At 71.2% G+C, this 24,176-nt stretch carries 20 protein-coding genes and 1 pseudogene; 13 read left to right on the top strand and 8 right to left on the bottom strand.

Features of this window, described 5'->3' with window-relative positions:
- Window positions 1–28 precede the first annotated feature (28 nt).
- Window positions 29–802, bottom strand: coding sequence for an SDR family NAD(P)-dependent oxidoreductase (locus tag ACYVJE_RS21785; protein WP_461145924.1), 774 nt, complete (start codon window positions 800–802; stop codon window positions 29–31).
- A 301-nt stretch (window positions 803–1,103) separates the two neighbouring features.
- On the opposite strand from ACYVJE_RS21785, the gene ACYVJE_RS21780 reads away from it, so the two are divergent.
- Together ACYVJE_RS21780 and ACYVJE_RS21775 are read left to right on the top strand one after the other, a co-directional pair.
- Complete coding sequence (locus ACYVJE_RS21780; RefSeq protein WP_461145923.1) at window positions 1,104–1,691, top strand: O-methyltransferase; 588 nt, start codon at window positions 1,104–1,106, stop codon at window positions 1,689–1,691.
- A 416-nt stretch (window positions 1,692–2,107) separates the two neighbouring features.
- On the top strand, window positions 2,108–2,518 hold the full coding sequence (locus ACYVJE_RS21775; protein WP_461145922.1) for a DoxX family protein: 411 nt from the start codon (window positions 2,108–2,110) through the stop codon (window positions 2,516–2,518).
- 117 nt (window positions 2,519–2,635) lie between these two features.
- On the opposite strand, the gene ACYVJE_RS21770 is transcribed toward ACYVJE_RS21775, so the two are convergent.
- A complete protein-coding gene (locus ACYVJE_RS21770) occupies window positions 2,636–4,246 on the bottom strand; it encodes an SLC13 family permease (protein WP_461145921.1) in 1,611 nt (536 codons plus the stop codon).
- A gap of 187 nt (window positions 4,247–4,433) precedes the next feature.
- Here ACYVJE_RS21770 and ACYVJE_RS21765 point away from each other — a divergent pair, with 187 nt between their 5' ends.
- On the top strand, window positions 4,434–5,576 hold the full coding sequence (locus ACYVJE_RS21765; RefSeq protein ID WP_461145920.1) for a CaiB/BaiF CoA transferase family protein: 1,143 nt from the start codon (window positions 4,434–4,436) through the stop codon (window positions 5,574–5,576).
- A gap of 83 nt (window positions 5,577–5,659) precedes the next feature.
- Entirely contained in the window at window positions 5,660–7,306 is a 1,647-nt protein-coding gene (locus ACYVJE_RS21760) for a fumarate hydratase (RefSeq protein ID WP_461145919.1), read from the top strand.
- 48 nt (window positions 7,307–7,354) lie between these two features.
- Here the strand turns inward: ACYVJE_RS21760 and ACYVJE_RS21755 are convergent, their stop codons facing one another.
- From ACYVJE_RS21755 to ACYVJE_RS21740, 4 genes are all read right to left on the bottom strand, one after another.
- A complete protein-coding gene (locus tag ACYVJE_RS21755; protein ID WP_461145918.1) occupies window positions 7,355–8,035 on the bottom strand; it encodes a GntR family transcriptional regulator in 681 nt (226 codons plus the stop codon).
- Window positions 8,036–8,090: 55 nt separating this feature from the next.
- Entirely contained in the window at window positions 8,091–8,849 is a 759-nt protein-coding gene (locus tag ACYVJE_RS21750) for a GntR family transcriptional regulator (RefSeq protein WP_461145917.1), read from the bottom strand.
- A 77-nt stretch (window positions 8,850–8,926) separates the two neighbouring features.
- Window positions 8,927–10,093, bottom strand: a complete 1,167-nt coding sequence (locus ACYVJE_RS21745) for an acyl-CoA dehydrogenase family protein (RefSeq protein ID WP_459156274.1) — start codon at window positions 10,091–10,093, stop codon at window positions 8,927–8,929.
- A 63-nt stretch (window positions 10,094–10,156) separates the two neighbouring features.
- Window positions 10,157–11,368, bottom strand: coding sequence for an MmgE/PrpD family protein (locus tag ACYVJE_RS21740; RefSeq protein WP_461145916.1), 1,212 nt, complete (start codon window positions 11,366–11,368; stop codon window positions 10,157–10,159).
- Between the two features lie 283 nt (window positions 11,369–11,651).
- Between ACYVJE_RS21740 and ACYVJE_RS21735 the strand changes: the two genes are divergently transcribed.
- The 9 genes from ACYVJE_RS21735 (at window position 11,652) to ACYVJE_RS21695 (ending at window position 23,295) form a co-directional block, all read left to right on the top strand.
- A complete protein-coding gene (locus ACYVJE_RS21735; RefSeq protein WP_461145915.1) occupies window positions 11,652–12,506 on the top strand; it encodes an HTD2 family dehydratase in 855 nt (284 codons plus the stop codon).
- Window positions 12,507–12,615: 109 nt separating this feature from the next.
- A complete protein-coding gene (locus tag ACYVJE_RS21730) occupies window positions 12,616–13,506 on the top strand; it encodes a LysR substrate-binding domain-containing protein (protein WP_461145914.1) in 891 nt (296 codons plus the stop codon).
- 329 nt (window positions 13,507–13,835) lie between these two features.
- Complete coding sequence (locus ACYVJE_RS21725) at window positions 13,836–15,164, top strand: MFS transporter (protein ID WP_461145913.1); 1,329 nt, start codon at window positions 13,836–13,838, stop codon at window positions 15,162–15,164.
- A 42-nt stretch (window positions 15,165–15,206) separates the two neighbouring features.
- The gene (locus ACYVJE_RS21720; protein WP_461145912.1) at window positions 15,207–15,683 is read left to right on the top strand and encodes an acyl-CoA dehydrogenase family protein; all 477 of its coding nucleotides are present in this window, start codon (window positions 15,207–15,209) and stop codon (window positions 15,681–15,683) included.
- A complete protein-coding gene (locus ACYVJE_RS21715; protein WP_461145911.1) occupies window positions 15,680–17,842 on the top strand; it encodes an acetate--CoA ligase family protein in 2,163 nt (720 codons plus the stop codon). Before ACYVJE_RS21720 ends, ACYVJE_RS21715 begins: the two co-directional genes overlap by 4 nt.
- Window positions 17,839–18,225, top strand: coding sequence for a Zn-ribbon domain-containing OB-fold protein (locus ACYVJE_RS21710; protein ID WP_461145910.1), 387 nt, complete (start codon window positions 17,839–17,841; stop codon window positions 18,223–18,225). The genes ACYVJE_RS21715 and ACYVJE_RS21710 overlap by 4 nt, the downstream gene beginning before the upstream one ends.
- Window positions 18,222–19,379: a thiolase gene (locus ACYVJE_RS21705; protein WP_461145909.1), complete on the top strand. Its 1,158-nt coding sequence runs from the start codon at window positions 18,222–18,224 to the stop codon at window positions 19,377–19,379. Before ACYVJE_RS21710 ends, ACYVJE_RS21705 begins: the two co-directional genes overlap by 4 nt.
- A gap of 625 nt (window positions 19,380–20,004) precedes the next feature.
- Entirely contained in the window at window positions 20,005–21,678 is a 1,674-nt protein-coding gene (locus tag ACYVJE_RS21700; protein ID WP_461145908.1) for a phytoene desaturase family protein, read from the top strand.
- A 36-nt stretch (window positions 21,679–21,714) separates the two neighbouring features.
- Window positions 21,715–23,295: a phytoene desaturase family protein gene (locus ACYVJE_RS21695; RefSeq protein WP_461145907.1), complete on the top strand. Its 1,581-nt coding sequence runs from the start codon at window positions 21,715–21,717 to the stop codon at window positions 23,293–23,295.
- A gap of 186 nt (window positions 23,296–23,481) precedes the next feature.
- Here ACYVJE_RS21695 and ACYVJE_RS21690 read toward each other — a convergent pair whose 3' ends face one another.
- Both ACYVJE_RS21690 and ACYVJE_RS21685 read right to left on the bottom strand, forming a co-directional pair.
- On the bottom strand, window positions 23,482–23,637 hold the full coding sequence (locus ACYVJE_RS21690; RefSeq protein ID WP_461145942.1) for a hypothetical protein: 156 nt from the start codon (window positions 23,635–23,637) through the stop codon (window positions 23,482–23,484).
- Between the two features lie 133 nt (window positions 23,638–23,770).
- Window positions 23,771–23,944: pseudogene (locus ACYVJE_RS21685) on the bottom strand (LysR family transcriptional regulator); the annotation flags it as partial.
- Window positions 23,945–24,176 lie beyond the last annotated feature (232 nt).

Below are 24,176 nucleotides of genomic sequence, written 5' to 3'. Positions count from 1 at the left end.
CTGCGCGGGCACCGACTGCGGGGACCGATCATGTGTTGGGTGGTTCGTAACGTCCGTCCACGGCGGTCCAACCGCCGTCGACGTAGAGCACTGTGCCGGTGACGTAGCTGGCAGCGTCGGAGGCCAGGTAGACGACGGCGCCCGCGACTTCGTCCGGCGTTGACCAGCGTCCGAGGGCGTTCTTGGTGGCGTAGGCCTGGTACCACTCCGGATCGTCCTTGATCTGCTGGGTGAGCGGGGTCTCGACGACGCCGGGAGCGACGGCGTTGGCCCGCACGCCGGCGTGGCCGAACTCGGCGGCCGCAGTTCGAAGCAGCTGCACCACGGCCGCCTTGCTCGCTGCGTACGCGCCTTGTCCGGGCTCGATGACCAGATGCCGGATGGAGGACATCCCGATGATGCTCCCGCGTTCGCGCTGCACCATGTTCGCTCCGAAAGCCCGGATCAAGTCGAAGCTGGAGCGCATGTTCAGCGCCGCCACCCGTTCGTACTCCTCCGGCGTGTAATCCAGGAGTCGCTTGCGCACGTTCGTGGCGGCGGTGAACACGAGGGTCTCGGCGTCGGGGAATTCCGCGGCTGCCGCCAGGACCGAATCGGTGTCGAGCACGTCGAGCTGATAGGGCTGGGCTGTGCCGGTGGTGTGCTTCGCGGTCTCATCAGCCGCGTCGACATCGCGGTCGGCGCAGACCACGTGCGCGCCGTGCGCCGCCAACGCGAGCGCTGCTTCGCGACCGATGCCGCTTCCCGCCCCCAGGACGAAGGCTTGTCGCCCATCCATGCGAAAGAGCCGTGCGTAGTCCACTGTGGTGCCTCCCGTTGCGGCCGTGCGGTGGCCCGCTGATGGAGTACCGAGGCGGTGAGGCTTCCCCACCGACACCGGTTTGCTGGTCTGACCAGCAACGGCAGGATGCCCGCAGTGCGAACGTGAGGTCAACCACAAGTACCGCGACTCATGCGAATGCAGGTACGTTCCCTTGTTTTGGGCATGGCAAACGCGAACTGACTGCCAGCGACACGCTCCCGCGGGCCTCTCGGCGCGCTGCGGTACCGAGTTTCCGAAAGATCGTTCCTGCGGCGCTGCGCCGTTGTGGTTCACTTGTCGGATGGACCAGCGGGTGCGAGTCGTGATCGACGAGGTGGTGGCCCGGTCCGAGGAGCACGACTCGGCGGAGGCGGACCGACTGCGGCGTTGGCGCGTGCTCGAGGAGCCCGCCGGCCGTTTCCTCGGGGTCCTGGTCCGCGCCGCGAACCTCCGCGAGGTCGTCGAGATCGGTACCTCTCGGGGAGTGTCGACGCTCTGGCTGGGCGAGGCCGTCCGCACGACCGGCGGCCGCGTGGTCAGCATCGACGTCGATGCCGATGCCCAGCAGCACGCGGGGCGAAGCCTGGCTCGGGCCGGTCTGTCCGCCCTGGTCGCGCTGGAGGAAGCCGACGGCGGCGAGTACTTGGCAGCGTTGCCCGACGCGAGCGTCGACCTCCTGTTCTTGGACGCGGAACGAACGGAGTACACGGGGTGGTGGCCGCACCAACTCCGGGTGCTCCGGCCGGGAGGGGTCCTGGTGGTCGACAACGCGACGTCCCATCCGGACGAGATCGCCCCGCTCGCCGCCGAGTTGGAACGCTCCTCCGAACTCACCACGACCACCCTGGGGATCGGCAAGGGGGAACTGGTCGCGGTGCGCCACCGGTAGGTGGCCGCGTTCGAGCCCGTGATGCTCCTCGTCGGTCAACGCGTCGCGCAGTGCGCATCGGGCACGAGCTCGACCAGCGGGACCCGCGTCGAACCGGCATCCCGCCCGGATGCCGAAGAACGACGTCGGCAGCGCCGTTCGTGTCGGCGAGCGCATGTCACAGACCCCTGAGCAGCACCGTCCTGGTGGGTGAGGATCGAGGTGGTGAAGGGGCGCATCCGATGCGGGACTTCGCGGGGAGATCACCAGCAGCCGGGTGGTGCGGCTCTGCGTCAGCCTCGACCCCGGCGAGCTCGACCACCGACGGGTCGAGGCACGACCGAGTGCCGAGATCCCCGGCCCGATCCCCCGGAGACGGTGACGATCCCGGCCGCGGCCGTGCACCAGCGGAACCAGCAACGTCAGGAGCTGCCACCATGAGCGGACTGCGCAACGACGATCGGGTTCACGCGGGTCGAGCACCGGCGCTGCGCCTCGCCGCCGTCCTGCTCCTCGGCGGGAGCCTCCACTTCCTGGCTCCGCGGTTCTTCGACCGCATCATTCCCCGGCGGCTGCCTGGGAGGCCGCGCGCCTACACGCGTGCGTTCGGTGCCGCTGCGCTCGGCATCGGAACGGGGCTGTCGATCGCCCGCACGCGGCGCCGCTCGGCCGTGCTCGCCGGTGCGTTCTTCATCGCGGTGATGCCCGCCAAAGTGCGGCTGGCCGTTTCCTGGTGGCGCGACGGCACCAAGCGCCTGCCCGCCAGGATCACCGGCGTCGTCCAGTTGTTCTGGCAGGTGCCTCTGCTCACCGAGGCGTGGAGGGTCTGGCGCAACGCCCCGAATTGACGCGGGTGCGGAAGCCCACCAGGCACCCGTCCCCGCCCAGTCGATCAGCGAACCCCCGGGCAGGTCCGCCGAGACGGCGCTCCCCTTCGGACGGATCCGCCGGATCGCCGCACCCGTTCACGAGGCGCCGAGGACGAGGGCGATCATCGCGGGCAGCAGCAGGGCCACGAGCGCCATGGCGGCGAAGTCGAGCGAGACGCCGGAGCGCATCATCTTGGTGATCGGGACGGCCCCCGATCCGTAGACGATGGCGTTGGGTGGTGTGGACACGGGCAGGACGAAGCCGAACGAGGCGGCGAACGTGGCGCACAGCGCCGGGATCACGGGGTTCACGCCGGCGGCTGCGGCCAGCGGGAGGACGATGGGGACGACGACCGACGCCGATGCCGTGTTGGACGTGGTCTCCGAGATCATCACGGAGAGCGCGATCGCGAACAGGCTCAACCCGACCAGGCTGGAGAGGCCGAGCGCTCCTGCGGAGGAGGTCGCCACGGTTTCGGCGAGGCCGGTGTCGGCGAGCTGCGCTCCGAAGATCATCCCGGAACCGAAGAGCAGGATGGTGCCCCAGTCGATCTTGGTCGCCTCTCCCCAGGTGAGGGTGAACTCGCGCCCGGCCCAGTTCGTGGGCAGCGCGAACAGCAACGAGGCTCCCAGCACCGCCACGATGCCTTCGTCGAGGTGGTCGTCGACGGCGTTGAAGGAGGGCGAGTTCTCCCCGGCGACGAGGGCCACGACCGAGGGGAGGATCCACAGGCCGACGGTGAGGCCGAAGGCGGTCAGCGTGTTCTTCTCGGGCCGGGTGAGCTTCCCGAGGCGGGTCCGTTCGGCTGCGACGTGGGCCTCGACTCCGCGCAGGTGCTTGATCTCCGGCCGGTTCAGCAGGAGCAGGAGCGCGGACGTGATCACGAGCATGGTGCCGACGATCGGTGCGGCCATCGCGGTCCAGTCCAGGAAGGTGACGGTGCGTCCGGTCGCCCGCTCGAGGTAGGCGCGGCCGATGAGGTTGGGCGGCGTGCCGATCGGGGTGAGCAACCCGCCGATGACCGCCGAGTAGGACAGCATCAGCATCAGGGCGGTCCCCAGGCGCAGCCGCAGCGGGTCGACCTTCTTGCCCGCGGGGTCGGTCGGCACCAGGCCGCTGATCACCGACAGCAGGCCCAGCGCCGTGGGCAGCAGCATCGCCACCGTGGCAGTGCTGGACACGAAGGCCGACAGCAGCGCCGTGACCACGCCGAAGGCCACGATGACGCGCGTGGAGGTCTTGCCCACTCCGGGCAGGGAGAGGATGCGGAAGGCGAAGCGGTGCGCGAGGCCGTGGCGCAGCATGGCTTGGCTGAGGATGAAGGCCCCGATGAAGGTGAACAGCGTCGAAGAGCCGAACGGCGCCATGACCTCGTCGGGAGGGGCCACGCCGAGCAGCACGATCGCGGCGACGCCCATCAGCCCCGCCACGGGGATGGGAACCGATTCGCACAGCCAGAGGACGACGACGCCGAGCAGGACCGCGGCGAGGCGGTGCTGGCTCGGCTCCAGTCCCAGTGGCAGGAGCAGGACGACGAGGCTCGCCAGGGGTGCCAGGAACATCCCGGTGGTGCGCCGCGCGCGTTCGAACCGCTCCTCGGCGGGGCTGAGGACTTGCTCGGAAAGACCTCGGTAGGTCGCTCCGGTCAGCAGGGCGGTGCCACCGGGGGTGGTGGAGTCGTCGGTGCCGTCGTCGCGAGAGGTCATGGCGGTCCTTTCGCCTCAGGGGCGCTCCGCGCAGCTGGTGCGGCCGAGGGCGCGGCCGGCTTCTCCGCCGACACGAGTGGGAACCGTAATCCAGGTCACACCTCGTGACAACATGTCATTGATAATTTATAAAACTAGCTGGGATGCTTCGGGTGCCGACGTGCTCGCCCCTGCTGAGGAGGTTGCGATGTTGCCGTTGGAGGGAGTCGTCGTGGTGGCGCTGGAGCAGGCGGTCGCCGCGCCGTTCGCGACCCGCCAGTTGTCCGACCTCGGTGCTCGGGTGATCAAGGTCGAGCGCGCCGCGGGGGACTTCGCACGCGCCTACGACACGACCGTCAAGGGCATGGCCAGCCATTTCGTCTGGCTCAACCGCAACAAGGAAAGCGTGGTCCTCGATCTCAAGGACCCCTCGGACCGCGCGGTGATGGAGTCGCTGCTCGCCGGTGCCGACGTGTTCGTGCAGAACCTGGCGCCGGAGGCGTCGAACCGTCTCGGCCTCGGCGGTGCGGAACTCACCGCGCGCTACCCGCGCCTCGTCGTCTGCGACATCAGCGGTTACGGAAGTTCCGGGCCGTACCGGGACAAGAAGGCCTACGACCTGCTGGTGCAGTGCGAGGCGGGGCTGGTGTCGGTCACCGGCAGCGCTGACGAGCCGGCGAAGGCGGGGATCTCGGTCGCGGACATCGCCGCGGGCATGTACGCCTACTCCGGGGTGCTCGCAGCGCTCTACGAACGGGAGCGCACGGGGCGGGGCGGTGCCTTCGAAGTGTCCCTGATGGACGCGTTGGGGGAGTGGATGGGATATCCGTACTACTACGCGACCTACGGTGACGCGGCCCCGCCGCGGACCGGTGCGCGGCACGCCGCCATCGCGCCGTACGGGCCGTTCACCGCCGGGGACGGTGCGCAGGTCTTCCTGGCGGTGCAGAACGACCGCGAGTGGCGGAAGCTGTGCGAGGAGGTCCTGCGCGATGCGCGACTGTCCACCGAGGAGCGCTTCGCCACCAACCCGGCACGGGTGCAGCACCAGGGGGAGCTCGCGGACGTGATCGAGCGCGCCCTCGCGTCCTGCACGGCCGACGAGGCGGTGGAGCAGCTGGAAGCGGCGGGAATCGCCAACGCGCGGATGCGCACTCTCGCGGAATTCGCGCAGCACCCCCAGCTGGCGGCGCGGGGCCGCTGGCGCGAGGTGGACTCGCCGGCCGGACCGTTGCACGCGCTGCTGCCGCCGGTGACCATGGCAGGACGTGAGCCGCGGATGGGGGCTGTCCCCGCGCTCGGTGAGCACACCGAGGAAGTTCGGGCCGAGTTCGACGGCCGAGCGGGCTGAACCGACCGCTCCGCCGATCCTCCGCGAGGGGGCGGGCGCCGCTTCCGGAGTGCCGGCGAGCCGAGGAAGGACGGAGGACGACGATGGTGGATCCCGCTGGCACCGAGCTCCTCCCGCTGGGACCGGACGAAACCGAGTACCGGATGCTCACCGGGGAGGGGGTGGGCGTCGAGAACGCCGCGGGACGGACCTTCCTGACGGTGGATCCCGCGGTCCTGCGGATGCTGGCCGCCACGGCCTTCGCCGACATCGCGCACCTGCTGCGCCCCGCGCACCTGCGCCAGCTCGCCGGCATCCTCGCCGATCCGGCGGCCTCGCCGAACGACCGGTTCGTGGCCAAGGACCTGCTGCGCAACGCCAACATCTCGGCCGGGGGAGTGCTGCCGATGTGCCAGGACACCGGCACGGCGATCGTGCTGGGCGAGCGCGGGCAGCGAGTGTTGACCGATGAGCGCGACCAGCGGCACCTCGCGCGGGGGATCCAGGATACCTACGAGCGGTTGAACCTGCGGTACTCGCAGATGGCGCCGCTGTCGATGTGGGAGGAGGTCAACACCGGCACCAACCTGCCCGCCCAGATCGACCTGGAGGCCACCGCCGGTGCCGAGTACGAGTTCCTGTTCATGGCCAAGGGCGGGGGATCGGCGAACAAGTCGTTCCTGTTCCAGGAGAGCAAGGCGCTGCTGCGGCCGGAGCGGATGCGGGCGTTCCTCGAGGAGAAGCTGCGGTCGCTGGGAACTGCTGCCTGCCCGCCGTACCACCTGGCGCTGGTGGTCGGAGGCACGAGTGCCGAGCACGCGCTCAAGACCGCGAAGCTCGCCTCGGCGCACCACCTCGACGCGCTGCCGGAGCACGGCTCACCGCTGGGGCACGGGTTCCGGGATCGCGAGTGGGAGCAGGAGGTCTGGGAGATCACGCGGGAGCTGGGGATCGGCGCCCAGTTCGGCGGGAGCTACTTCTGCCACGACGTGCGGGTCGTGCGGTTGCCCCGGCACGGCGGGTCGCTGCCGGTCGCGCTGGCGGTGTCGTGCTCGGCGGACCGGCAGGCCAAGGGCAGGATCACCGAGCAGGGGGTCTTCCTGGAGCGGCTGGAGCAGGACCCCGCCGCGTACTTCCCGGACACCACCGAGGAGGATCTCGGCACGGGGGAGGCGGTGCACATCGACCTCGACCGGCCGATGGCCGAGATCCGCGAGCGGCTGTCCCGGCTGCCGGTGGCCACCCGCCTGTCGCTGTCGGGTCCGCTGGTGGTGGCCCGCGACATCGCCCACGCCAGGATCGCCGAGCGGTTGGACGCGGGCGAGCCGATGCCCGACTACCTGCGGGACCACCCGGTCTACTACGCGGGACCGGCGAAGACGCCGGAGGGCTGCCCCTCCGGCTCGTTCGGGCCGACGACGGCGGGCCGGATGGACTCCTACGTCGAGCGGTTCCAGGCCGCGGGCGGTTCGCTGGTCATGTTGGCCAAGGGGAACCGCTCCGCCGCGGTCACCGAGTCCTGCAGGCGGCACGGCGGTTTCTACCTGGGGTCCATCGGTGGTCCGGCTGCCCGGTTGGCCCGGGACTGCATCCGCGGGGTCGAGGTGCTGGAGTACTCGGACCTGGGCATGGAGGCCGTCCGGCGGATCGAGGTCGAGGACTTCCCGGCGTTCGTCGTGGTCGACGACAAGGGCGGCGACTTCTTCAGCGATCCGGCGGGGCCGCCGCTCACCATCGGCTCACGGCGGTGAGCAGCCGCAGCGCCCCTCTGCGGCCTGGCGCGGGGGCGAGCGGGAGCGTCAACGCCCGCCGGCGGGGGTACCTTCGCCGCCGGCGGTCTCGAACTGGCGGAACGTCTCCTCGGCGGCCTCGGAGATGTGCTCGTGCATCAGCCGGGACGCCTCGGCGGGGTCGCCGCGGACGACGGCGCGCACGATCGCGCGGTGCTGCTCGGCGGAGCGCTGCTGCCGGTCGGCCAGGCTGATCGCCTGGAACGGGACGCCGTTCCACAGCTTGTCGATGAACTCCAGCAGGTACGGCGAGCGCGCCGCGGCGTAGATGCGGTTGTGGAGCACGGCGTTGAGGGCGGGCACCTCGGCGTCACGTCCCGCGGAGACGGCCCGGTCGAGGTCCTCCAGCGCCGCTGCGATCTCGCGGTGGTCGTCCTCGGTGGCGTGCGTGGCGGACAGCTCCGCGGCCAGCGGCTCCAGCACCCGGCGCAGCCGGTAGATCTCGCGGGCCCGCTCCAGGGTGTACTCGGCGATGACCGTCCCCCGGTTCGGCTGCTGCTCGACCAGGCCCTGGCTGGCCAGGTGCCGCAGCGCTTCGCGTACCGGGGTCAGGCTCATCTCGAGGCTCCCGGCGAGCTCGTTGAGCGTAACGCGCTGCCCGGGCCGCAGCTCGCCGTTGCGGATCGCGCTGCGCAGCGCGTGGTAGGCGGCCTCACTCTTGGTGGGCGTGTGCACGGGCCTCAGGTCCACAGCTGACCAGTGTATTGAACGGGGGTTTCCCGGACCGCGAGCCGGCTGCCGGCCGTTACCGGACGTTGCGGCGGAGCCTGACGCGGTAGGAGTAGTGCTCGGGCAGGAAGTAGCTGACGGCGAGCTCCACGGCCTGCCCCGCGGCGCTGCGGTACATGCGGTCGATGCGCAGCAGCGGCCGGTGGGGTTCGCAGCCGAGGTGCCGGGCGGTGCCGGCGTCGGCCGCGGCCACGGTGATGCTCTGCTCGGCCTCGGCGATCGGGTCGGAGAGCCGGTCGTCGAGCAGCCCGATGATGGTGGCCCGGCTGCGGGCGCCGACCTCGTTCAGCTCGGGGACCTCCTCGACCAGGCCGCCCACGGCGGGCGGCAGGTGGACGGTGGTCAGGCAGAACGGGACGTCCTCGTGCAGCCGCAGGAAGGCGAGCTTGTGCACCCGGTCGGACTGCAGGTGCAGCCTGCCCGCGGCGTCGAGGTCGATCTGGCGCCGCAGCGGCGCGACGAGCTCGAGGGTGGTGTCCAGTGACAGGCCCATGAGGTCGTCGACGGATCCGAACTGGCGCAGGTATTGCTCTTCGCGGGGTGCGGCGAACGTGCCGCGGCCCGGCACCCGGTAGACCATCCCCTCGCTGACCAGGTCCTGGAAAGCACGTCGGACGGTCTGCCTGCTGACCCGGTGCGACCGGGCCAGTTCGGCCTCGGTGGGCAGGCGGACGCCGTCGGGGTACTCGTGCTGCAGGATGGCGGTGCGCAGCTGCCGCGCGAGCCTGGTGTAGGCCGTTTCCCGGCCGTTGTCGTCGCCGGTCGTCGCGGACATGTCCGCCTCACCCCCTCCTCGTCCACGACCGTAGTCGATGGCGCGGCTCGCGCGGTGCCGCACCGCCACCGCGGGGATCACGCATCGAGCCCGCCCCGCGCGACCAGCTGGGAGGCGATGACGTTGCGCTGGATCTCGTTGGTGCCCTCGCCGACGATCATCAGGGGCGCGTCGCGGAAGTAGCGCTCGACGTCGAACTCGGTGGAGTAGCCGTGCCCGCCGTGGATGCGCACCGCGTTGAGGGCGATCTCCATGGCTGTCTCGGAGGCGTGCAGCTTGGCCATGCCCGCTTCCATGTCCACCCGCCTGCCCGCGTCGGCCTCGCGGGCGGCGTGCAGGGTCAGCTGCCTGGCAGCGGTGAGCTTGGTGGCCATGTCGGCGAGGTAGTTGCCGACCGACTGGTGCTTCCAGATGGGTTTGCCGAAGCTCTCGCGCTGCTGGGAGTAGCGCAACGCGTCCTCCAGCGCGGCCCGGCCGACGCCCAGCGCTCGGCAGGCGACTTGGATGCGCCCGGTTTCCAGCCCCTTCATCATCTGGGCGAAGCCCGCGCCCTCGGTGCCGCCGAGCACGGCTTCGACCGGTGCCCGGTAGTCGGCGAACGACAGCTCGCAGCTCTCCACGCCCTTGTACCCGAGCTTGTCCAGGTCCCGCGAGACGGTCAGCCCGGGGCCGTGCTCGACCAGCAGGACGGAGATGCCCTCGTGCGCGGGCGTCGCCTCGGGATCGGTCTTGCACAGCAGGGCGATCAGCTGCGAGCGCCGCGAGTTGGTGATCCACGTCTTGGTGCCGTTGACGACGTACTCCCCGCCGTCGCGGCGCGCCCGGGTGGTGATGGCTTGCAGGTCGGAGCCGCCGCCGGGTTCGGTCAGCGCCATCGTCGCGCGGACCTCGCCGGTGGCCATCCTCGGCAGGTACTGGTCCTTCTGCTGCTCGGTGCCGAAGTGCAGCAGCAGCTTCGCCACGACGGTGTGCCCGCCCATGGCTCCGGCGAGGCTCATCCAGCCGCGGGCGAGCTCCTCGGTGATCAGCACGTAGCAGGGCGTCGACACCGGCGTGCCGCCGTGCTCCTCGGGGATCGCCAGCCCGAAGACGCCCAGCTGCTTCATCTTCTCGATGAGGGCTTCGGGGTAGGTGTTGGCGTGCTCGAGTTCGGCGGCGACCGGCTTGACGTCCTTGTCGACGAAGTCGCGCACGGTCTCGACGACGAGTCGCTCGTGCTCTTCGAGGATGTCCGCGGTGCTCATGGGCGTGTTCCCGTCCTCAGGTGCGGTCGTGTGCTCGGAGCCGGCCCGCCGGCTGCGGTGCCGTCACGGGCTCCGCTCCCGGGAGCCGGGGAAGGTGCTGCGCAGCAGCTCGCCGACGGACTCCCAGGTGGCCCCGGCGAGGAGGTCGGCGACATCGGGCCCGCAGCTCGTGAGCTTGTGGTCGAACTCGGTCTCCGACGGTGGGCAGGACGGCGCGCCGGGAGGGCGGGCGAGCCGGGTGCGCAGTCGCGCGCCGCCGGTCGTCCGGACCTCGATGTCGACCTCCCCGGTGAGCAGGTCGTCGCCGTCCCCGTCGTGGAGCTGCTGCTCGACGCGGTCGAGCAGCCCGCGGACCGCGGTGCGGTTGACCGCCGCATCGGTGAAGGCGGTGAAGTCGGGGTAGGGGTCGAGCAGGGCGGTCGCGATCGCGTACGGCAGGCTGAACTTGCCTTCGAGGCCGGTTCGGGGCCGGTCGTGGATCAGCGGTAGCACCGACGCCTTCGGCGTGCGCACCAGGACCTGCTGCACCGGTTCCTCGCCGAGCTCGTGGCGGATCGCGCGCAGCGCGGCGACGGGGCGCTGCATCGCGTAGCAGCACGGGAAGACCTTGATGGCCAGACCGCCGGGGACGGCTGGCCCCGACGTGTCGATGGCCGCGGTGCTGCCGCCCACGAGGTCCAGCCACGCGTCCAGCGCGCTCGGATCGGCCGTGGCACCGGCCCGGGCCAGCTGCGCGGCTCGGAGCCCGGCCTGCGCGGCGAACCCGACCTGCAGCGACTTGCCGTGCGTGCCGAAGGCGTTCTGCACGCCGCCCGCGCCCGGCACCGCCAGGGCCATGGCGGTGGCCAACTGGTGCGCGGGCAGCCCCATCGCCACGCCGGCGGCCGCGGCCGCTGCCGGGGCACCGGCCGTGCAGGTGGCGTGCCAGCCCGCCGCGTAGTGCGACCACCCCAGCGCAGCGCCCAACCGGGCCATGACGCCGGCCCCGGCCAGGTAGGCCCGCGCACCACCCCCGGTGGCCAGCACCGCCGGTGCGATGACCGCGCTGATGTGCGTCGTCGAGTCGATGTGCAGGTCGTCGAAATCCAGCACGTGCCCGATGGACGCCCAGCGGGCCGCGTCCGGCAGTTCGGCAGCGATCTGCACCAGCGGGTGTTCCCGCGCGGCCAGGGTGACCGCCGCCGTGTCGACGAGGGACCGCTGCGCCAGCGCGAGGTCGTCCTCGTCCGGGGTGAGCCCTGCTGCCCACCGGGCGAGGGAGTCGGTGCTCGACATGGTTCCTTCCGGTGCTCCGGGGATCGGGAGTCGTCGAGCCGGGCGTGCACGCGTTCGGCGACCTTCCGTGAAGTATTTGTACGGCCAAATCAGTTCCGCGTCAACGCGTGCTCCCGTAGCGAAATCGTCGATGCGGTGCGGGGATTCCGCTGCGCGGGCGAGGCGGATGTTGACACGCGCAGGCCGTGCCTGTGTAGTTGCGGTGCACAAATTGTACGGCCAAATGTGCCCGCACGGTGGAGCGCGGAGCGCGCCTCGCCGGTACGAACGGGGAAGGGGAGCGATGCCTGGTCTCGACGCGTACCTGGAGGGGTGGGAGCCCGGGACTGCGAGCAGCAGCGATGCGCTGCCGCCCGAGCAGGGCCGGGCGCTGGCCGCGGTGTTGGAGGTGCCGCAGCACCTCGTCGCCGGCGCGGAACTGCCCCCGCTGTGGCACTGGGTGTACTTCCTGGACTGGCCGGTGCACAGCGAGCTCGGCGCGGACGGGCACCCGGTGCACGGGCACTTCCTGCCGCCGATCCCGAACAGGAGGCGCATGTTCGCGGGCGGGCGGCTGGCGATCACCCGGCCGCTCCAGGTGGGTGCGCCCGCCGAGCGCTCCTCGTCGCTGTCGCAGGTGGCCGTCAAGCACGGCCGGTCCGGGGAGATGGTCCTCGTGACGGTCCGCAGCGAGTTCCGGCAGGGAGGCGACCTGCGGCTGGTCGAGGAGCAGGACTACGTCTACCGCTCGGGCGAAAGCACGACCAAGAGCCCGCAGGCGGAGGCGCCGCAGCAGCGGCCGGAGTCCGCAGCTGCCTGGCAGCAGCCCTTCACCGGGGACCCGGTGCGGCTGTTCCGGTTCAGCGCCTTGACCGCCAACGCGCACCGCATCCACTACGACGAGCCGTACGCGCGCGAGGTCGAATCCTACCCCGGCCTGGTGGTGCACGGGCCGATCCTGGTGATGCTGATGACCGAACTGGCGCGGCGCGAACGCACCGGTGCGCGCATCTCCGCGGTGGACTACCGGCTGCACCGCCCCCTCTTCGCCGGCAGCCCCGCCCTGATCACCGGCGTACCGGGGGAAGGATCCGCCGAGATGGCCGTTCTGACCGCTCCGGAGGAGGTCGTGGCGGAGGCGGCGGTGCGGTTCGCGTGATGGTCCCGGCGACCGCGGACGACGTGCGCTGCGCGGGTACGTGCGGCGACGCCGGGTGGCACAATCATCCGTTGCCGGGAGCACGACTCCGCAGAACCGGGAGGTGCGCGTGGAACTGCGCCACCTTGAGACGTTCGTCGTCGTGGCGGAGGAGCTGAACTTCCGCAGGGCGGCCCAGCGGTTGCACATGTCGCAGCCGCCCCTGTCGCAGCAGATCAAGCGCTTGGAGAACGAAGTCGGGGTCTCCCTGCTGCGGCGCACGACCCGCTCCGTCACGTTGACCGCGGCGGGAGAGGCCTTCCTGGCCGAGGTCCGCAAGATGCTGACCGCCGCGCACGCCGCCCCGCTGGCGGCTCGCAGGGCCGCGGCCGGGCAGACCGGTTCGCTGCGGCTCGGCTTCAGCGGCCCCACCTCCTACGAGGTGCTGCTGCTGATCGTGCGCAAGTTCCGCGAACGCCATCCGCACGTGCGCTTCGACATCATCAGCCCCCTCTACGGGGGCGAGCTCGTCGACCGGCTCAACCGGCGGGAGGTGGACGCGGGCTTGCTGCGGTTGCCGATTCCCGCGGAAGAGGGCCTGAGCGTTCGGGAGCTGCACCGGCATCCCCTGGCGGTCGCGCTGCCGACCGGACACCCCCTGTCCGGTAGCAGCCAGGTCGACCTGCACGACCTCAAGGACGAACCCATCATCAGCTACCCCGTGGGGCGGGGTTCGGTGGTCAACCAGGTCGTGCAGGCCGCCTGCCTCCAGTGCGGTTTCAGCCCCCACTTCGCGCAGGAAGCACCGGACACGCACACGATCCTGTCGCTGGTCGGCGCCGGTTCCGGAGTCGGCCTGGTGCCGGTGAGCGCCGGGCACCTCGAACTGCCGGGAGTCCTCCTGGTTCCGCTGCGCGATGCGCCGGCGATACCGCTGGCGCTCGCGTGGCGGGAGGACGACCCCAATCCGGCTCTGCACGCCCTCGTCGACCTGCTCGACGAAGTCGTCGAAGAAGTCTAGTCGCTCCGCGGCAGCACAGCGCTGCAGCCGCGGGGCGGGAGATCCCGCGCAGGCCCGACCCCGCTCCGCCGGGGCGGCGGTGCAGCGGGCGCGCCCGGACCCCGTTTTGCCTGGCCGCGCGGCATTATGTCGCGCGGCGCAATCACGCGTGCACGACATCCGTGTTGGACGGGGACGCCCTCGGATCTCTAACTTCGGATCAACCAGGAATTCGGCCCGATGCCGACCGTTGTCCCCGACCCGAACCACGCGGACCCGCCGGTGAGCGGGACCAGTGCACCGCCCCTGCGGGCCGATGGCGCGCGCAGGAGATGCGAGGGGGATTGGCCATGCGGGGAAGTGCTCTTCCACCGGACGAGAAGATGGCCCGCAAAGCGGGTGTGGCCTCGTTCGTGGGGACCACCGTCGAGTGGTACGACTTCTACCTCTACGGCACGGCGTCGGCCCTGGTGTTCGCGCCGCTGTACTTCTCCGCGGTGCCGCCGTCGATCGGCCTCGTCCTCTCCTTCGCCACCTTTTGGGCCGGTTTCCTGTCCCGCCCGCTGGGCGGGATCGTCTTCGGGCACCTCGGCGATCGGATCGGGCGCAGGGCGACTCTCATCACGACGCTGCTGCTGATGGGAGTGAGCGCGACAGGTGTCGGGCTGCTGCCGACCTACGCCCAGATCGGTGCGGCCGCACCGGTGCTGCTGACGCTGTTCCGGTTCGTGCAGGGGCTGGCCGTCGGCGGCGAGTGGGGCGGCGCGGTGCTGATCGCCACCGAGCACGCGAAGAAGGAGCGCGGTTTCCTCTTCGGGGCGTTCGCCCAGCAGGGCTCTCCCGCGGGCAAGCTCCTGGCGTGGGCGGTGTTCGTGCTCGTCTCCCAGGCGTTGCCGGAGGAGGCGTTCATGAGCTGGGGGTGGCGCGTGCCGTTCCTGGCCTCCGCCGTTCTCGTGATGGTGGGGCTCGTGGTCCGGTTGAGCGTCGAGGAATCCCCCGCCATGGCGGCGTTGGCGGCGGAGGAGAGGACGGAGCGCGTTCCGCTGGTCGCGCTGTTCCGGTCGCACGCGCGGACCGTCCTCCTCGGCATGTGCGCGGCCATCGTCATCTTCACGGTGGCCTACGGCAAGAACGCTTTCGCGCTTTCCTGGGCCACCGGGGAGCTCGGATTCGCCAAGAGCACCTTCCTCGCCGTCCTCCTCGTCAGCGCAGCGGTGCAGTTCCTCGTCCAACCGTTCGGGGCGTTGCTGGCGAGCCGCTGGAACCCGCGGAAGACCGTCACCCTGCTGCTGGTCCTCGAACTCCCCGCGCTGCCGCTGATGTTCGCGATGATCAGCACGGGCGACCTCGCCGCGGCCGCGACCGGCGTCATCCTGGCCACGCTTCCCGACGTCATGTACTACGCGATCTTCGCGGGCATGCTCGCCCAGGCGTTCCCGGTGGCCGTTCGCTACACCGGGGTGTCGATGACCTACCAGCTGACCGGGCTGGTCGGTGGTCTGACACCGCTGATCATGCAGTCCCTGCTCGCCGCGTTCACGTCGGTCGTGCCGGTGATGGTCTACGCGCTGATCACGGTGCTGATGTCGCTGCTCGGCGCCCGGGCGCTGCTGACCTCCTCGGAGCGCGCGGAAACCGCGGAAACCCGCGAGGATCCCGCCACCACCCGCCCGCACTGACCCGAGCGGAACCCGGCACCGGACGAAGGAGGTGGGGCAGCGATGGATGCGGACCTGTTCGACGACGTCCTCAGCACCGTCCGCGATTCCGCGCGCGGCGAGGTGGTGGCGGCCGAGGACGAGATCGCCGAGAACGACGCGGTCCCGCAGCGGTTGCGCGACACCGCCGCCGATGTGGGGCTTTCCGGTTTCGCCCTGCCCGAGGGCTGCGGCGGCCTCGGGCTGTCGATGAGCGAAGACGTCCGGTTGGCGGTGGAACCCGGGTACACGACTCCCGCGCTGCGGTCGATGTTCGGCACGAACAACGCCCGCACCGACGAGGAGGCCGAACGGCACGGGGGAATCCCGGTGTTCCTCCTCGAAACCGACCGCACCGGTGTCCGCATCGGAGCCCCGGACGCCACGATGGGCCAGGCCGGTGCGCACACGGCCGAAGTCGTCCTCGACGAGGCATCGCCGAGCAGCTCCTGCGCCGGGCCTCCCCGGGACGCAGCGAATGAGGGAAGGGGAACGCCGTGAGCACTCCCGACGTCGTGACCGGTGTCGACGGGCGCGAGCAGGCCGTCGAGAAACTTCTGCACCCCCGTTCGATCGCGATACTCGGCGCGTCGGACGACCCGATCAAGCTGTCCGGGCGACCGGTGGACCACTTGAAGCGGTTCGGTTTCGGCGGGCGGATCCTGCCGGTCAACGCTTTCCGCGGCGACGTCCAAGGACTGCCCGCCTACAGCAGGCTCGAGGACATCGACGGCGACATCGACCTCGCGTTCATCATGCTGCCGGCCGAACGAGCGGCCGCGGGGGTGCGGTCCTGCGCCGAGTGCGGAGTTCCGGTCGCGATCGTGGGGGCCGCCGGGTTCGCCGAGGTCGGAGCTCGCGGCGCGGCGCTGCAGGAGGAGCTGCGAGCAGCGATCGACGAGACCGGTGTCCGGGTGCTCGGCCCGAACTGCCTGGGCATGATGAGCGTGCGGGACCGAGCGGTGGCGACGTTCACCTCGGCGCTGGACGAGGACGTCGACCTGCACGAGGGCCCGGTGTCCTTCGTCAGCCAGAGCGGGGCGTTCGGATCGTTCGTCTTCAGCGAGGCGCAGCAGTCGGGCATCGGGATCTCGCACTACGTCAACACCGGCAACGAGGCCGATCTCTCGGTGGCGGAAGTCCTGGGAGGGCTGGTGGAATCCGAGCGGACGCAGGTCCTGCTGGCCTACCTGGAAGGTGCTGGCCGCGGGCGGCAGCTGCTGGACGTGGCGCGCCGGGCGCACGAGCTGGACAAGCCGATCCTCACCGTGAAGGTCGGCCGCTCCGCGGCCGGTGCGCGCGCGGCGCAGTCGCACACCGCGTCCCTGGCCGGGGAGGACGCCGTGTTCGAGAGCGCGGTGCGGCAGTCCGGCATGGTCCGCGTCGACGGCACGGAACCGCTGCTCGATGCGGCGCAGGTGCTGGCCACCGGGCGACGGGCCCGGGGGCGTCGCCTGACGACCCTGTCCTTGTCCGGTGGGGCCGGTGTCCTCATGTCGGACGTGTCCGGCAGCCACGGCATCGAGGTCCGAGCGTGGGACGAGGAGTGGCAGCAGCGCATGGCGTCGGTCCTCCCCGCCTTCGGTTCGCCGCGCAACCCGATCGACCTGACCGCGGCGCTGATCAGCGAGCCGGACTTGCTGCGGCGCGGGCTCGAAGTCGCCGTGGAGCACCCGGACACCGACATGATCGCAGTCCTGCTCGGGAACGCGGACGCGGGCTCCGCGCAGCTCATCGACGCGATCGAACGCGCGCACCGCTCCACCGACCGCCCCCTGGTCGTGGTGTGGACCGGCGGCAGCGGCCGTCCGCGCCAACGGCTGCGAGAACTCGGGATCCCCTGCTACACCGACGCGGGCCGTGCGGCAGCGGCCCTGGGAGTGCTGGTCGACTTCAGCTTGCGCCCGGCCCTGCCCGATCCGCAGCGCCCCGCCGACATCGACGACACCGCCGCGCGCACCGTGGTCGCGCGAGCGCGGGCCGCGGGCCGGACCCGGCTCAGCGAGCACGAATCCAGCCGGGTGGTCGCGGCCTACGGCGTCCCGTGCGCGGGAGCTCTCCCCGCCAGCACTCCGGAGGCGGCGGTTTCCGCCGCTGCGGAACTGGGCGGGGACGTCGCCGTCAAGCTCTCGTCGGACCGCATCGGGCACAAGAGCGACATCGGCGGGGTGCGGCTCGGCCTGTCCGGTACCGACTCGGTGCGGAGTGCGGCCGAGGACCTGCTGCGGACCGCGCGCGAGGCCGGCGACCGCGGTGCGCGCCTGCTGGTGCAGCGGATGGTGCGGGCCGGCACCGAGCTCATCGTCGGCCTCAAGCACGATCCGTCGTTCGGGCCGGTCGTGGTCGTCGGGTTCGGCGGCGTCCTGGTGGACGTCCTCGCGGACAGCCGGATCGGCGTGGCCCCGCTCGATGCCGCCGCGGCCAGGCGCCTGCTGCTGTCGCTGCGCGGCAGCAGCGTGCTCGGTGCGGTACGAGGACGACCGCCCCGCGACCTCGATGCCGCCGCGGACGTCGTGGCACGCCTGTCCTGGCTGGCGCACGACCTCGCCGAGGACGTCGTCGAGTTGGACGTCAACCCGCTGCTGCTCGGTGAGCGCGGCTGCGGCGCCGTCGCCGTGGATTGCCTGGCGGTGCTGGCGGAGGAGGGGGAAGAACGATGAGCGGTGGGGCGAACTCCCCCGGGGCGGCTCCGGAGGCGGTGTTCCGCGACGGTCTCGCCCGGGGCGAACTGCGCTTCCAGCGGTGTCGCGGGTGTTCGGCGGCGGTGTTCCGCCCTCGTGTGCTGTGCCCGCGCTGCGGCAGCGGTGAGCTGGACTGGCACCGCAGCAACGGCACCGGAACCGTCTACTCGACGACCGCGGTGCTCTCTCGCCGCGGAACGCACAACGTGGTGCTGGTCGACGTCGACGAGGGGTTCCGGATGATGTCGCGGATCGAGGACGTCGAGCCGGACCGGGTTGCCATCGGGTCCCGGGTCGTGTTCGCCGTCGCCGACGACGGGGGCGCGCCGGTGGCGGTGTTCCGGAGGGGAGGTCGGTCGTGAGTTTGCGGGGAACCACTGCCGTGGTCGGGGTGGCCGAGTCCGATCTCGGCGAGGTCGAGTCCGGTCTGACGCCGCTGGACCTGGTCGGGCAGGCGGCGGTGCGCGCTCTCGCCGAGGCCGGCATCCCGAAGTCCGATGTGGACGGTTTGTTCACGGCCTCGTCCTACTACCCGATGGCCGCCATGGACACCGCCGAATACCTGGGCATCCGGCCGGCCTATCTCGACGGGTCCAACATCGGCGGCAGCTCCTCCGTATCCCACCTGCTGCACGCGGCCGCGGCGATCAACGCGGGGCTGTGCACCACGGCTCTGATCGCCTACGGCAGCACGCAGCGTTCCGACGGCGGCCGGCTGGTGTCACCGTCCAAACCGGACCCCCACGAGGCTCCCTACCAACCGCGGTACCCGATCAGCATGTACGCGTTGGCCGCGGCGCGGCACATGCACGAGTACGGCACCACCCGGGAGCACCTCGCCGATGTCGCCGTGTCCGCGCGCCAGTGGGCCGGTCTCAACCCCGCCGCGTTCCTGCGCGATCCGCTGACCCGCGAGGACGTGCTCGCGGCGCGCACGATCAGCGACCCGCTGACCACGATGGACTGCTGCCTGGTCACCGACGGCGGCGGCGCCGTGGTGCTCACCAGCGCCGAACGCGCCCGCGACCTCGGCACCGCACCGGTGTACCTGCTCGGCGCGGGGGAGGCGAACTGGCACCGCAACATCTCCGCCATGCCGGACCTGACGGTCACGGCGGCGACCGAATCCGGTCGCCGCGCGTTCGACATGGCCGGGCTGGGCCCGCAGGACGTGGACGTCGTCGAGCTCTACGACGCCTTCACCATCAACCCGATCCTCTTCCTGGAGGACCTCGGTTTCTGCGCGAAGGGGGAGGGTGGCGCGGTCGTCTCCGACGGCCTGATCGCCCCGGGCGGCGAACTCCCCGTCAACACCAACGGAGGCGGGCTGTCCTACTGCCACCCGGGGATGTACGGGATCTTCACCGTCATCGAATCCGTCCGCCAGCTGCGGGGCGGCTGCGGGCCGCGCCAGGTCGGCGGCGCCGAAGTCGCGCTCGCCCACGGCAACGGCGGAGTGCTCTCCAGCGAGGTCACCGCCCTCCTCGGCGCCGAGAGCACGCTCGCGGAGCTCTGAGCGGGTGGAGCACCAGCGGCTGGCCGTGTCGGAGCAGGACGCGGTTGCGGGGACTGGAGCTGCAGGCGGTGAGTCGTTCCGCCTCCGGGAGCGAGCAGGTCGGTGGTCAGCGTTGCCGGGACGTCGTCGAGCTCGGTCGCGGGCAGGCCCCGTTCGGACGGCGCGACGTCCTCCGCGGAGCTCATGGTTTCGCTCGCGCTCGTCCGTGGTGATCACGGTCGTGGAATCGCGGGTGCGAACCGGTGGATCCCCTGCGGTTCCCGCCCGTTGACAGCGGGCGCGCCGCGGTTCAACCTCGGAGATGTTCGCAGGACCGTGAAGCTGCGGCAGGACGCCGATGATGTCGGCTCAACGAATTGATCTCTCGGTTGCGCAGTGCACCCGTCGCGGCCGCCGGAGGGCATCCGGGCGCGCCGCGAGGACCGTGGTCCGCCGCTCCGCGCTGCGAGCGCGCGGAGCCGGGGACCACGTGTTCGCGTTCGGGGTGCCAGTGGTCGCACCAACGTCTCCCTCCGCGTTCGTGCGCGGGCTGGCGTTCGCCCGGCCCGCCGCGCGGGCGGACCGCGCGTCCACCACCCCGTCAGAAGCATGACCCGCGAGCATGATCCCGTGGGGAGGCCAACCAATGTTCGATGTGATCGTGGTGGGCGGGGGAGTCTCCGGCGGTCTGCCGACTGCCGCCTACCTGCAGAAGGCCGGTCTCGACGTCGCCGTCGTGGAGGCGAAGCCGGAGCTGGGGAACTTCTGCCCGACGACGGAACCGTGGCCGCGAGTTCTGGACAGCCCGCACGCCTCCATCAACTTCTCCGGGAGTTCCCCGGCGGTCGAAGACCTCGACCTGGAACGCTACGGATATCGTCTGCGCACCAGCCCGGTCGTGCTCGGCACCACGCACCGCGACGGGACGAACTGCCTGATCTGCTACGACCCCGAGCGCACCGCCCAGAATTTCGCGAAGCACTCCCAGCACGACGGCGAGAAGATCTTCGAGCTGCAGAACCGGGTGCTGGACAAGATGATCGACATGAACGAACTCGCGTTCTTCAGTCCGCATCCCGACCCGGCCAAGTTCGAAGAGATCCTCCGCCTGTGCAGCGAGATCGCGGGCGTTCCGCTCGATGAGATGTCGTCCATGACCGGGCCGGAACTGATCGAGCACCTCTTCGAGTCCGACCGCGTGCGCCAGACGATCCTGTGCCCCCTGGCACTGCACTTGCAGGGGGCCCCGCTCGCGCGGGGGCAGGGCGCTTTCGCGGTCGTCCTGAGCCTGTTCTACACGACCGGGCTCGCGGTCGGCGGCAACCAGACCCTGGTGGAGGCCCTGAGCAGTTGCTTCCTCGAGCACGGCGGGACCATCCTGACGAACTGCCCCGTCCAGAAGATCGAGGTGCAGAACGGCAAGGCGCAAGCCGTCATCCTCTCCGAGGAGGCGACGATGCCCGGCGCGCGGATGGAGGCCCGGCACGCGGTGGTGTCCGGCGTCGGGGCGCGCGTCACCCTCGACCTGGTGGGCGAGGACGCGATGCGCTCGATCGATTCGCAGCTGGCCACCAAGATGAAGCACTGGAAGATGGACGAGCGCGGCTCGACCGTCACGTCGTGGTTGCTCGACGGCGACATGCCCTGGAAATCGGTCGATTTCGACCCGCTCATCCAGCAGGCGCACCTGGTCTACCGCGCCTTCGACTCCTGGGAGGGCGGGAAGGACTTCCTCTTCGCCATGTTGAACAACAACACGTGGCGCGCCTTCGGCAACCTCACCGAGATCCTGAACTACGGCGCGCTGGACCCCAACGCGGTCTCGCCCGAGGGTTACCGCATCATCCGCGGCGAAGAGGCGCTGCCCTATCCGCTGCGGGAGTACGGCGGCCCCGAGGCGTGGGACAGCGAGCTGCGCGATGAGCTGCTCGCGAAGCGGAACGACGTGATGGATTCCATCGCGCCCGGGTTCAAGGACCGCCTCGTCGACGCGTACCAGTGGACCCCGATCGACATCTGGCGGGGCAACCAGGCGGCCGTGTTCGGTCAGGTGCTCGGCGGCGACTTCTCCGAGGACCAGTGGATCCTCGACCGCATGCCTTACCGGATGCCCGTCGGCCACCTGTACATGTCCACCTCGACGTGGCCGCTCGCGTTGACGTGGATGGCCGCCGGCTACAACGCCGCGCAAGTCGTCGCCGAGGACGTCGGGGTGCGCCACCAGGCGTGGTGGACCGCGCGGCCGGTGGCGTGGTTCCTGCGCAACATCGAGAACCTCTTGCAACCGATCGAGCACACCCGGTCGACGACGGTCGGCTGACGCGGGAGCGGTTCGACCGGAGAAAGGCGTGGCACGATGTCTGTTGAACGCTTCGATGTCGCCGTCGTCGGGGGCGGACCGAACGGCCTCACGTGCGCTGCCTACCTGGCTCGGGCCGGGGCGCGGGTCGCCGTGCTCGACCAGCGGTTCGAGTGGGGCGGTTCCATGACGACGGACGACTTCGCCACTCCGTACCACTACAACTTGGGGCAGTACCTGCTTCCCCTGGGCGCGGAGCTTCCGCCGTACACCGACCTCGACCTCCGGAGCCAGGCCGTGGGGCTGCTGGAACCGGATCCGGTGGTCGCGTTCGTCCCCGAGCGAGGGGGCGAGCCGCTGATCATCGGCCGTGGCGGTGCGGGTCTGGGTGAGCAGCTGCCGCGGATGCTCGACGCCGCGGCGGAGAGCATCCTTCCGCTGCTGTACGCGGGACCGGCTCCCGTGGAGGAAGTGGAGCGGTTGCTGGAGGCGAACCAGGCCAGCACGGCGGTCGAGCTCGCCCGGCTGGGACCGACCGGAATCGCGGACCTGGTTCCCGACACGCGCGGCAAGGCCGCGATCCGATACCTGTGCGGCCTCGCCGGGTTCTTCGACCCCGGCGAACCGCTGGGTCTCATGGGAGTGTTCTGCCTCGCCCGGTTGCTGCGCCCGACGATCGTCGTCGGCGGTACGGCCAGTCTCACCGCCGCGCTGTTCCGCGCGGGGGCGAGAGCAGGGGTGCAGTACAGGACGGTGGCGGACGTCCACCGGATCGACGTGGTGGAGAACGAGGGGCACGCGCACTGCCGCGACGGCAGGGAAGTCGTGGCTTCCAGCGTGGTGTGCGCCCTGGACCCGAAGACGGCCTTCCTGGAACTCCTGGACCAGCAGGTGGTTCCGGACGACATCCGCCGCGCGGCGACGGCGTGGAAGCTGGACGGCGCGGGGGCCTTCACCGCCCACTTCGGCGTCAAGGGCGACCCGCCGGGACGCAGCAGGGGGGAAGCCGGCCGGGCCCTGATCCAGGTCCTCGGGTTCGCTGACGAGGCGGCGGTGGTCGACCACTTCGACGCGGTGCTGCACGGCCGCATGCCGGCATCGCCCGCGGGGCACCTGTCGGTGACCACCGTGCACGATCCCGCCCAGTGCGCTTCCGGGCCGTACGGGCCGCTGCACACGCTGCGGTTCGAGACGCCCGCACCACCGGCGCCCGCCGTCGGCGAGTGGAACCGGCGGACCACCGCGGAGTACCGGGCGAAGTGCTGGGAGTTCATCGGGGAGCGCACCACCGGCGACAGGCCCGGGGCCCTCTTCGCGTTCGCCGACTCGCCGGTGGACCTCGAGCACCGGTTCCGGACGACGAGGAACGGGTCGTTCCGGCAGGGCAGCCTCGTCCGGGAGCAGACGTTCACCCAACGGCCGCACTCCGCCTGCAGCGGGGGCAGGACCCCGATCGCCGGGCTCTACCTGGCCGGTGGCGGAGTCCACCCCGGCATCCCCGGGAGCCTCGCCGCCGGGTACCACACGGCGGCGGTGGTCTGCGCCGACCGCGGTTACTTCCGGTGGTGGGCGGAGCCGGACTTCATGGCGCGTGCGCGCGAGGCGGGGCGCATCCCGCAGGAGGCGACCACCGGCTGACCGCGGCAAGGCGTCAACGGTCGACTCCGGGGCGGGGATGCCGAGGATCGGACGGAGATCAAGTCGCTGTTCAGGTCGTGCGGGAATCCGACTTCGAGCGCCCGACTGAGCACGTTGGTCGGAGGGCGAGCACCTGCGGTTCTGCGTCCGGGTGGCACAGGTGCTCGTCGCCGCCGGGGAAGGCGATCAGCGCGCCCCCTGCGGCGATTCCCCACCGGTGTCGATCTGCTGCGCGGCTTCTGCGGAGGCGGAACGCAGCCACGCGTGCGCGGGGTCGTTCTCGTGCACCGGGCGCCACCACATGGCCTCGACCAGCCGCATCGCCTCGTTCGGGCGGGGCACCGCGGACCGCTCCGGTCTTCGTGAGCAGCGGGGCCAGCCGTGCCTGCACCAGGGCGACCCGGTCGGTGCCGGCGGGGAACGCCGGGTCGGCGAGGAAAACCCTCCACCACGACCTGGGCGTGCGGTCCCGGGCCAGCAGTTCGTCGTCGAAGTGGCGGCGCGGCCGCGCCGACGTCGCGCTCAGCGCCGGCTGGCTGAGGCGCATCCGCTCGGCTGCGCCCGTGACGCTCCGCTCCCGGAGCAGGTGCTCGAGGGCGACCAGGAGGTTCGGGTCGAGGTTCGCGGAGCTCACCGGGCGGGACTCCATCGATCGCGTTGATGGCGAGCAGTACCGAATTCATCCTCCGCGATGCCTCGGTGCAGCGCGAGGGCGGCTGCCTCGCACGCGGTGAGAGGTGCCGAGCTCGGCCCAGTCGCCGCGCCCCGGGAACTGCCGCGGGCGCGTTCGTGCGCGCGTCTCCGAGGAACGGCCATCGCCGGGCGCGTCGCAGCAGAGGCCGGCGCCGGCGACCTCTGCCAGCATGGGCGGACGACCGCGG

The organism is Salinifilum aidingensis, from assembly GCF_054782015.1.
This window is presented reverse-complemented; position numbering and strand designations above follow the sequence as displayed.

Excerpts from the sequence above, each read along its gene's own strand:
- ACYVJE_RS21780 (WP_461145923.1), top strand. The coding sequence starts at position 1,104 with ATGGACCAGCGGGTGCGAGTCGTGATCGACGAGGTGGTGGCCCGGTCC.
- ACYVJE_RS21775 (WP_461145922.1), top strand. The coding sequence starts at position 2,108 with ATGAGCGGACTGCGCAACGACGATCGGGTTCACGCGGGTCGAGCACCG.
- ACYVJE_RS21770 (WP_461145921.1), bottom strand. The coding sequence starts at position 4,246 with ATGACCTCTCGCGACGACGGCACCGACGACTCCACCACCCCCGGTGGC.
- ACYVJE_RS21765 (WP_461145920.1), top strand. The coding sequence starts at position 4,434 with ATGTTGCCGTTGGAGGGAGTCGTCGTGGTGGCGCTGGAGCAGGCGGTC.
- ACYVJE_RS21760 (WP_461145919.1), top strand. The coding sequence starts at position 5,660 with ATGGTGGATCCCGCTGGCACCGAGCTCCTCCCGCTGGGACCGGACGAA.
- ACYVJE_RS21750 (WP_461145917.1), bottom strand. The coding sequence starts at position 8,849 with ATGTCCGCGACGACCGGCGACGACAACGGCCGGGAAACGGCCTACACC.
- ACYVJE_RS21745 (WP_459156274.1), bottom strand. The coding sequence starts at position 10,093 with ATGAGCACCGCGGACATCCTCGAAGAGCACGAGCGACTCGTCGTCGAG.
- ACYVJE_RS21740 (WP_461145916.1), bottom strand. The coding sequence starts at position 11,368 with ATGTCGAGCACCGACTCCCTCGCCCGGTGGGCAGCAGGGCTCACCCCG.
- ACYVJE_RS21735 (WP_461145915.1), top strand. The coding sequence starts at position 11,652 with ATGCCTGGTCTCGACGCGTACCTGGAGGGGTGGGAGCCCGGGACTGCG.
- ACYVJE_RS21725 (WP_461145913.1), top strand. The coding sequence starts at position 13,836 with ATGCGGGGAAGTGCTCTTCCACCGGACGAGAAGATGGCCCGCAAAGCG.
- ACYVJE_RS21720 (WP_461145912.1), top strand. The coding sequence starts at position 15,207 with ATGGATGCGGACCTGTTCGACGACGTCCTCAGCACCGTCCGCGATTCC.
- ACYVJE_RS21710 (WP_461145910.1), top strand. The coding sequence starts at position 17,839 with ATGAGCGGTGGGGCGAACTCCCCCGGGGCGGCTCCGGAGGCGGTGTTC.
- ACYVJE_RS21700 (WP_461145908.1), top strand. The coding sequence starts at position 20,005 with ATGTTCGATGTGATCGTGGTGGGCGGGGGAGTCTCCGGCGGTCTGCCG.
- ACYVJE_RS21695 (WP_461145907.1), top strand. The coding sequence starts at position 21,715 with ATGTCTGTTGAACGCTTCGATGTCGCCGTCGTCGGGGGCGGACCGAAC.